The sequence below is a fragment of the uncultured Thiodictyon sp. genome (genome assembly GCF_903828115.1).
GTDB lineage: Bacteria > Pseudomonadota > Gammaproteobacteria > Chromatiales > Chromatiaceae > Thiodictyon.
Genome location: NZ_CAIKKU010000831.1, coordinates 1 through 7,991 on the forward strand (window position 1 = coordinate 1; position 7,991 = coordinate 7,991).

General features: G+C 67.4%; 6 protein-coding genes and 2 tRNA genes. All 8 read left to right on the forward strand.

The annotated features are described in order from the left end of the window. Positions 1 to 73 precede the first annotated feature (73 nt). The 8 genes from QZY48_RS30890 (at position 74) to QZY48_RS30925 (ending at position 7,906) form a co-directional block, all read left to right on the forward strand. Complete coding sequence (locus QZY48_RS30890) at positions 74 to 1,027, forward strand: acetyltransferase (RefSeq protein WP_295437852.1); 954 nt, start codon at positions 74 to 76, stop codon at positions 1,025 to 1,027. Positions 1,028 to 1,201: 174 nt separating this feature from the next. Beyond that, positions 1,202 to 1,275: transfer RNA gene (locus tag QZY48_RS30895), tRNA-Cys, on the forward strand. Between the two features lie 158 nt (positions 1,276 to 1,433). Then, positions 1,434 to 1,518: transfer RNA gene (locus QZY48_RS30900), tRNA-Leu, on the forward strand. A gap of 881 nt (positions 1,519 to 2,399) precedes the next feature. Next, the gene (locus tag QZY48_RS30905; RefSeq protein ID WP_295437855.1) at positions 2,400 to 2,807 is read left to right on the forward strand and encodes an H-NS histone family protein; all 408 of its coding nucleotides are present in this window, start codon (positions 2,400 to 2,402) and stop codon (positions 2,805 to 2,807) included. Between the two features lie 508 nt (positions 2,808 to 3,315). Further along, on the forward strand, positions 3,316 to 4,605 hold the full coding sequence (locus tag QZY48_RS30910; protein ID WP_295437856.1) for a DEAD/DEAH box helicase: 1,290 nt from the start codon (positions 3,316 to 3,318) through the stop codon (positions 4,603 to 4,605). Between the two features lie 153 nt (positions 4,606 to 4,758). Beyond that, positions 4,759 to 5,031, forward strand: coding sequence for an RNA-binding protein (locus QZY48_RS30915; protein ID WP_100918615.1), 273 nt, complete (start codon positions 4,759 to 4,761; stop codon positions 5,029 to 5,031). Between the two features lie 60 nt (positions 5,032 to 5,091). Beyond that, on the forward strand, positions 5,092 to 6,915 hold the full coding sequence (locus tag QZY48_RS30920; RefSeq protein ID WP_295437858.1) for a PDZ domain-containing protein: 1,824 nt from the start codon (positions 5,092 to 5,094) through the stop codon (positions 6,913 to 6,915). A gap of 7 nt (positions 6,916 to 6,922) precedes the next feature. Next, entirely contained in the window at positions 6,923 to 7,906 is a 984-nt protein-coding gene (locus QZY48_RS30925; RefSeq protein WP_295437860.1) for a biotin--[acetyl-CoA-carboxylase] ligase, read from the forward strand. The last annotated feature ends 85 nt before the right edge of the window (positions 7,907 to 7,991 follow it).

Sequence of the window (7,991 nt, forward strand, 5' to 3'; positions counted from 1 at the left end):
CGGCCGCGCGGCTGGTGGGGGGGCGCAAATCCATCCGGCCCACGAGAAATTTAACCCGCAGCAGAGGTGAATCATGGCCCATTTCGACGTCTTCAACGGGGACGCGGACGGTATCTGTGCGTTGCGGCAACTGCGGCTCGCACACCCGCGCGAAGCCACCCTGGTAACCGGGGTCAAGCGCGACATTGCCCTTTTGGAGCGGGTTGAGGCCGGCCCCGGGGACCGGGTCACGGTGCTCGACATCGCGCTGGACAGCAACCGTGCGGCGCTGACCCGGATATTGGCCGCGGGCGCCCGCGTACGCTACTTCGACCACCATTTTCCCGGTGAGATCCCCACCCACCCCGGGCTTGATTGTCACATCGAGACCAGTCCGGACAAGGGTACGAGCCTGTTGGTCGATGAATTCGTCGGCGGGCGTTTTCGCGCCTGGGCGGTGGTGGGCACCTACGGCGACAATTTCGATGCCGCGGCGGACCGTGCGGCGGTACCGCTCGGGCTCGCCGCGGCCGAGCTTGCGCTCTTGCGAGAACTGGGCATCTGCATCAATTACAATGGTTACGGCGCTGCCGTGGCCGATCTGCATTGCGCCCCCGATGATCTGTATCGCCGCCTGTGTCGCTACGCGGACCCGCTGGCGTTCATCCGCGAGGACCCGACCTTCCAGCGCTTGAGCAGCGGCTACGCGGATGATCTGGCGCGCGCGCGGGGCACCGCGCCGTCACTCATGCAGGCGCACCACCGGCTACACATTCTGCCGGACGAACCCTGGGCGCGGCGCGTCAGCGGGGTCTTTGCCAACGCGCTTGCACAGGCCGCGCCGCAGTGTGCCCATGCCCTGCTGACGCGACTGCCGCACGGCGGCTTCCTGGTGAGCGTGCGTGCCCCGCTGACCCGCCCCGCGGGTGCCGACCAACTGTGCCGCCAATTCGCGACCGGGGGCGGGCGCAAGGCGGCGGCCGGCATCAATCACCTGCCCGAAGCGGACTACGACCGCTTCGCAGCGGCCTTCGCGGCCGCCTTCTAAGCCGCATCCCGAACCCACCGCGGGCCTTGCGCACGATTCCGGTCGACCCTTGCGGGGCAGTGTCGCGCCGGCGCCGGCGCGAGTGTGGCGAGCACGCATTCACTTGGTCGTTGGTCAGGGTGGACGGCTTTACTGGTGACAAGCGCGCGCGTCCCTACTATACTGCCGGGCTTGGGCTGAGTGGCAGAGTGGTCATGCAGCGGCCTGCAAAGCCGCCCACCCCGGTTCGATTCCGGGCTCAGCCTCCACTTAACGACTGCCTGGCTCGCGTCCGAGCGCGGCCGGCTGGCGCTATCGCCAACTGCCCAGCGTCCCTGGCGAGCAGTCGTCCGCACCGCAACCGGCAGGCTCCCAGCGTGGCTGCGCAGCCCTGGGAGGCGGCGCGGACCGGGGATTCCAAGATAACGCCCGGGTGGCGAAATCGGTAGACGCAAGGGACTTAAAATCCCTCGCCGCGAGGCGTGCGGGTTCGAGTCCCGCCCCGGGCACCAATTCATGGGCCGCAACGGCGGGTTCGACCTGGTCGGAACTGTTGCGAGCGGGTGCCGCGTCGGCCGAGCAATACCAAACCAGGCCTTGCGGATGCCGACAATAACGATCGCGCGAGGGTTCCGGCGCCCGTGGTCCAGGCCCACTGCCCGTGGTTCCCCCTCCTTCCTCCTTCCTCCCCGCTCCACTTGCTGCCTCCCACCAGCGAAAGGTCCTGACTGATCGCTGCCCGCGCCATTGTCGATGTTGCGAAACGCGATGAAGGTGCGGTGCGCCGCGCTGTTTTGTCCTGCCCCTGTAACCCCATGCGCGCTCCCCCCGGGGCGCCCCGACGAGCATCGCGTCCGTGGTGTTATGAGCACGCCTGCTCCAGCAGTTACGTGTCAGTGCATCGCGGTCGGGCAGGTATTGGCAGTAACCGCTGCGGCGGCCGGACGGCGCGTCGGCGCAATCCGGGTGCAGCCTCGCAGACACGGCCGCCATCAGCCGATCGTACCGGGGACCGGGATTGCGTTGCGCGGCATCCCGGCGGCGACGAACGGCGCGGCGCCATACTTGCCCGGTCGCGCCGCGCACGAATGGCAGTGAGTCCGGTCGTGACCACTGCTGCCAGCCAACGCAGGAATGCCCGTGGACAGTTGTCCGCGATTGAATCGCCTGCATGGTCGAGTCCCCCGGCGGTACCTGTGCAAACGTGCCGCGGCGTCGGTGCCAGGCGCGCCGTCGGCTGCGGTGCGGCGGTCCAGCGCCCGGTATTTTTTGTCTTCCTCACTTGACTTTCATTGCGAAACGAATACATTAGTAAGGGCGCGCTCGTGACAGCTATCCGCGGCGATACGCAGACCAACTCAGTCCATCCATTTTCAGATCGGAGGTACCCATCGTGGAGTACGCAAACCTTAACGTTGATGAGATTCGGCAGCGGCTCGAGGAAATCGAGCACAGCAAGTCGGAATTGCAGCGGGCATTGACCACCCGGCGGCAAGAGGCGAAGCAGGGCGTGGTGCAGCAGATCAGGGACCTGATCAGCCAAAACGGGTATGAGGTCGACGAGATTGTCCCCTTGATCATGCCCCGCCGTCGTCGTGGGGCCGCGGCCGCGCCCCGTGCGACCCCCTCCGGACGCGACTACACCCGTTATGTCGATCCGGAGAACTCGGAGAATGTCTATGTCCGCGGCGTGCTGCCGGGGTGGATGAAGCAGAAGATGCAGGAGCAGGGCTACGATGCGTCCGTCAAGGCGGATCGTGAGTCGTTCAAGGCCAATTACCTCCAGGTGCTCGAGGCCTGATTTCCCGCGCCCTGAGCCCCGCGCCGGATTTCTAAGTCGAAACCGGCGCGACGCTTGGCTGATGCGGCGATCAAATCCACCGCCATGTGTGCGTCAAGGTGCGCCCCCGGCGGGTGTGCTTTGAGCGGGTCACGGTGGTCCATTGCGCGGCGCTCAGCGCGGCGTCGCAGCGTTCCGCGGGGTCGGCGCTGCTTGGGTGCGGCATCCGTCTCGGCGAAGTTAAGTCAATGAAAATATTGGCTTCGATGAGTCGGGTACGAGGGGCATCAGCGGGATTCGGTGGCGGGATGGCTCGAGTCCAACAAATCCGCTGGCTTTTCGCTTCGTATGTGTCTAGACTCCAAAATCTGCCCGATCCGGCGCCAAGCGGTCGTTGCACCCCGCCTCGCGGTTGATCGCTTTGCAGACTTTCAGGCGTCGCCGTCGAGCGTCCATTTTCTATCACTTTGCCTGGATCGGTCCCGGAAACGCCGGGTAAGCCGCCTGGGCAAACAGGCTCGGAGCCTCCATGTCTTTCGATTCGCTCGGCCTCAGGGCCGACTTGCTGCGCGCCGTTGCGACGCAGCGCTACGGTCGGCCGACGCCGATCCAGGCGCAAGCCATCCCAGAGATACTTGCCGGTCATGATCTATTGGCCGGCGCCCAAACCGGGACCGGTAAGACCGCCGCCTTTGTACTGCCCGTCTTACATCGGTTAGCCGAACAGGGCCATCCCCAACGCCACCCCCGCGCGCTGATCCTGACGCCGACGCGCGAACTCGCCGCCCAGGTCGGGGAGCGGGTCGCGGCCTACGGCATTCACCTGCCGTTACGGTCCGCGATCGTCTTCGGCGGCGTCGGGATGCAGCCCCAGGTGGACAAGCTCCAGCGCGGCGTCGATGTCCTGATCGCGACCCCCGGGCGTCTGCTCGATCATGCGACCCGCCGCACGGTGGACCTGTCCCGGGTCGAAATCCTGGTGCTGGATGAGGCCGACCGGATGCTCGATATGGGCTTCATCCACGACATCAAGCGGATTTTGCGCCTGATTCCGGAGCGGCGGCAAAACCTTCTGTTCTCCGCGACCTATTCAGATGAGATCCGACGCCTCGCCGACGGCCTGCTCAAGCACCCCAAGACCGTTGAAGTGGCGGCCCGGCGCAACATGCCGATCGAGGCGGTCGCCCAGTCCGCGCACCCGGTCGACCGGCAGCGCAAGCCCGATTTGTTGGCCCACCTGATCCATCGCGAGGGTTGGGAGCAGGTACTGGTCTTCACCCGCACCAAGCATGGGGCGAATAAGCTTGCCGAGAAGCTGACGCGTGACGGGATCACCGCCGCGGCCATCCACGGCAACAAGAGCCAATCGGCGCGCACCCGGGCCTTGGACGAGTTCAAGCGCGGCTTGGTACGGGCCCTGGTGGCGACCGATATTGCCGCGCGCGGCCTGGATATCGCCAATCTGCCCCAAGTGGTCAATTTTGAGTTGCCGAACGTGGCCGAGGACTATGTCCACCGCATCGGGCGTACCGGCCGCGCCGGTGCCGTCGGTGCGGCCCTGTCCCTGGTCAGCCATGACGAGAAGGGATTACTCAAGGGGATCGAGCGCCTGTTGCGCCGGGAAATCCCCATGACCCCCGTCGTCGGGTTCGAGCCGTCCGCGAATCCGCCAGCCGATCGCGACGAGGATGACGAGCGCGTGCGCGGGCGCACCGATTTCGCCCCGCGCCCGCGCAGCGGGCCACGCGGTGATCGCATGGGCGGGGCGCCGGCCGCGCGGCCGGGTGGCCGGCGTGCCATGCCGGCCCGCGGCCGCTAGCCGTCGGTATCGATTTGCCGTCTGCCGACGCGGCCCGGCCGCGCCACGATTTCGCCCCAACGGTTGGGGACAAAGACTGTCGAATCAGTTGTGCATTGATCATTCGACCGTTCTCACTCTCTCTTCAATGCACTTTGACGGAACACTTGAACGATGAATATCTACGTTGGCAACCTGGCCTACTCCGTGACCCAAGACGATCTGCGCGACGCCTTCGCCGCCTATGGCGAGATCTCCAGCGTCAACCTGATCACCGACAAATTCACGGGCGACTCCAAGGGTTTCGGCTTCGTCGAGATGCCGAACAACTCGGAGGCCGATGCGGCCATCAAGGCCCTGAACGAGACCCCCCTGAAGGGTCGCAACCTGAAGGTCAACCAGGCCAAGCCGCGCGGTGAGCGTCCCTCCCGCGGCCCGCGCTGGTAAGCAACGCGCAAGGCCGGGGCCGTCGCCCCGGCCTTCCTGAGCGGTGACGCGCGAGCACCGATGCCCGTGCTGACCTACCGAGTGTGTCCGCACGACCCGCAGGCCCATCTGTTCGCCGTGGAATTGGTGATCGCGGGCCCGGTGGCGACGCTGCTGCGGCTCGCCATGCCGGCCTGGTGTCCCGGCAGCTACATGATCCGGGACTTTGCGCGCAACGTCGTACGCATTGCCGCGCACGATGTCGGCGGCCGCTCCCTCACACTGACCAAACTGGACAAACAGACCTGGGAACTGGTCCCCGACCAGGGTTGCACCGCGCCCCTGATCGTTCGCTACCAGGTCTATGCCTGGGAGTTCACGGTCCGCTCTGCCCATCTCGACTGTACCCATGCCTATTTCAACGGTCCCAGTCTGCTGCTGCAGGTCAGCGGCTACGTCGACCAGCCCTGTCGTATCGAGCTGTTGCCACCGCCGGGGGAGCGGTACCGGGACTGGCGGGTGGCCACCAGTCTGCGCGCCCTGGACGCCGCGCCCTGGGGTTTCGGCGCCTATCTCGCAGACGACTATGCCGACCTGATCGACCATCCGGTGGAGATGGGGGACTTCGAGTTGATCAACTTTGCGGTCCGCTCGGTCCCGCACGCGATGGTCATCAGCGGTCGGCAGCGGTGCGACCTGGAGCGCCTGAGGCAGGACCTGGGGCTGGTCTGTGAGCAGCACGCCGCGCTTTTCGGTGAATTGCCGCTCGATCGTTATCTCTTTCTGACCGCCGCGGTCGGTGACGGCTATGGTGGTCTGGAGCATCGCTTCTCGTCCAGTCTGCTGTGCACCCGGGATGACCTCCCGCAGTCGGCCGTCGCGGCACCCACGGAGGGTTACCGGCGCTTCCTCGGTCTGTGCAGCCACGAGTATTTCCACCTGTGGCACGTCACGCGCATTCGGCCCGCGGCCCTGATGACGGGCAACTTGAGCGCCGAGGTCCACACCCGCACCCTCTGGGCCTTCGAGGGTATCACGTCCTATTACGACACCTTGGCCCTGGTGCGCAGCGGTTGTATCGACACCGATGCCTATCTGCAACTCCTGGCCGAGACCATCACCCGGGTCATGCGCACCCCCGGCCGGCTGGTCCAGTCGCTGGCGCAGTCCAGCTTCGATGCCTGGACCAAGTTCTACCGACAGGACGACAACGCCCCCAACGCCATCGTCAGCTATTACGCCAAGGGGGCGCTGACGGCGCTCGCCCTGGACCTGACCATTCGGCGCGAGACCCAGGGCCGGGTCTGCCTGGACGACGTGATGCGCGCCCTCTGGGAACACTACGGCCGTACCGGGGTCGGGGTACCGGAGCGCGGCGTGGAGGCCATGGCCGCGCAGGTCTCCGGCCTCGCCCTGGACGGCTTTTTTACCCAGGCCCTGGACGGCACGACGGACCTGGACCTGGCACCCCTGCTCGCCCAGGTGGGGGTGGCGATGCGTTTGCGCCCGGCGACCGGGCCCAAGGACCAGGGTGGGGTCGTCGCGCGGTTCGCGCCGGGCACGGCCAAACCCAGCCTCGCGATCCGGCTGAGCGCCGGGTGTGCGGATGCGGTGATCCAAAACGTCCTGTCCGGCGGGGCCGGGGAGCGCGCCGGACTGGCGCCGGGGGACCTGGTGGTGGCCGTGGACGGGCTGCGCGTCACGGCGGAGAACCTGGAGCGGCGGGTGGCCGCGACCGGGACCGACACCGAAGTCCGCCTGCACCTGTTTCGCCGCGACGAACTCATGGAACTTACCGCCAGCCCGCAGCCGGCCGCCGCGGATACCTGCGAACTGATGCGCCTGGACCCGGTGCCCGCCGGGGCGGCCCCGGCGCTGGCCGCCTGGCTCGCCCGTCTGGCCTGAGCGGTTCATGCCACGGGGCCTCGACCTGATCCGCCTGCTCGCCGACGGGGACTATCACTCCGGCGCCGCGATTGCCCAGGGCCTGGGTCTGAGCCGCACGGCCGTCTGGAAGGCGCTGCGCAAGGCCACCGACCACTATGGTCTCGCCCTTGAGAGTGCCCCCGGCCGCGGCTACCGACTCTCGACCCCGCTGGAACTCCTGGACCCGGCACTGATCCTCGGCGCCCTCTGCCCCGCCGGCGGGGCGCGGCTCGCCCGGCTTGAGATCCACGACCAACTCGCTTCCACCAATGACCGACTCATGGCGGACGCGGCGCTGTCGGCCCCCGCGGGCACTGTCTGTCTCGCCGAGCGCCAGACGGCCGGGCGGGGGCGGCGCGGCCGGACCTGGGTGTCCCCCTTCGGCACCAATCTCTATCTATCGCTGCTGTGGCGCTACCCCTTCGGACCCGCGGCCGTGGGCGGGGTCAGTCTGGCGGCGGGGGCGGCCGTCGCCGGGGTCTTGGGTCGCCTGGGGGTTGCGGACCTGGGGCTCAAGTGGCCCAATGATCTGCTGTGGCGGCACCGCAAACTCGGTGGTCTGCTGCTGGAGGTGGCGGGCGAGGCCCAGGGGCCGAGTCACTTGGTGGTGGGCTTGGGCCTCAACCTGCGCCTGGAGGCGGACCAGGGGCAGGCCATCGACCAGCCCTGGGCCGACCTGCGCGAGGCCCTGGGCGGCACAGCCCCGGGGCGCAATCGCCTGGCCGCCGCGCTCATTGAGGGCCTGCTGGAGATGCTGGAGTGTTACGGCGACCTCGGGCTCAAGCCCTTCCTGGGCGAGTGGGCCGGGTTCGACCTACTGCGCGGGCAGCGGGTCCGGCTGCAACAGGGCGAGCGCCTGATCGTGGGCGACTATGCCGGGATCGACCCCGACGGCGCCCTGCGGCTGCACACCGCCGAGGGCCTCCAGCGCTTCCACTCGGGGGAGGTCAGCGTGCGTTTTGGCGACTGATCCGGCGCGCCTCGAAAGTGCCGTTAGCGTCGTTGTCGTTGTCGTTGTCGTTGTCGTAATCGTAATCGAGGTTATCGTAGTGCCC